Genomic DNA, 1,002 nt, shown 5'->3' with positions numbered 1-1,002 from the left:
CCCTCGGGACCGACTGGAACGCCTACGACGTGGTCGACCACATCGGATTCGGCGCATAGCCACACAGGACGAAACCCGCAGTTCCCCGGCTTGATCGGCCGGTACCCCGGTAAATTTCACGGAATGAACCAGGGGTTACCGGCCGATCAAGCCGGAGGCTATTACAAGCAGATGGCATTGCGCTTCGGGTTCCGGCCTACCTCCTCACGAGTAGGCACGTGTCCTCGTTACGCTGCGGGCAAGCGATGCCGTATCTACTTTCGCCCCGAGGAGCGGTGCGGCTGGCACTGTGACTGGTTCGACCACTCCTTCAAGTGGATCGCCTCGGACGGCACCCGGATCTTCAGCACCGAGCCCTATTCCATCCAAGTCCCCGACCCGAACCACGCCGCGGAGCAGCTCCTCGAACGTGTCGAACCACTCGGGGTGTCGGTGACCGTGATCGGGCGGGAACGCTCGGTCTGGGTTCCCGGCAACACCGTGCTGTTCCTGGCCCACCCTCTCGGGTTCACTGTGGTCGACCACATCGGTTTCGGAGCCTGACCCTTGATTCGGTAGGCCAAGTCCGTAGTCTCCGTGCATGCAGTGCCGCCAGTGCCTGCTGACCCTGGACTGATAGTTGATGCCCACCACCTGAACTCCAAAGGTGGTGGGCATCAACATGTACTCAAAACCGCTGTTCGTCCCGGCGGACCAGCTCTTCTTTCACCCGCTCCGACAGCTCCCGATTGTCCGGATCGACCAGCATCTCCCCAAGGATGCGCAGAACCGGAGCCAGCGCGACCTCCGGCAAGCCTGTGGCGACCGCGGCGTTGTTGCACCAGCGCTTCAAGTCCTGATGCGCCTTCGGTTTCAGATCCAGCGTGACCCGGATCGGCGTGGTACGCAACGACTTCTGCACGACCTTCGTGGTGCGTTCCCCCTCGGTGGCCGTCTTGCTGTAGTCGGTCCTCCTGCGACCCCGCCGACGCTTCTGCTCACCACTCTGCTCACCACTCTGCT

At 62.6% G+C, this 1,002-nt stretch carries 2 protein-coding genes; one reads left to right on the top strand and one right to left on the bottom strand.

The genetic code is table 11. The features are described from left to right. Positions 1 to 171 precede the first annotated feature (171 nt). Complete coding sequence (locus tag ACFQV6_RS44225) at positions 172 to 543, top strand: hypothetical protein (protein WP_378033735.1); 372 nt, start codon at positions 172 to 174, stop codon at positions 541 to 543. Positions 544 to 667: 124 nt separating this feature from the next. Here the strand turns inward: ACFQV6_RS44225 and ACFQV6_RS44220 are convergent. Further along, on the bottom strand, positions 668 to 1,002 hold a 335-nt coding region (locus ACFQV6_RS44220; protein WP_378033734.1), incomplete at its 5' end, for a hypothetical protein.

It is taken from the genome of Actinoplanes sp. GCM10030250 (assembly GCF_042666575.1).
In the GTDB taxonomy this organism is placed as follows: Bacteria; Actinomycetota; Actinomycetes; order Mycobacteriales; family Micromonosporaceae; genus Actinoplanes.
This window is presented reverse-complemented; position numbering and strand designations above follow the sequence as displayed.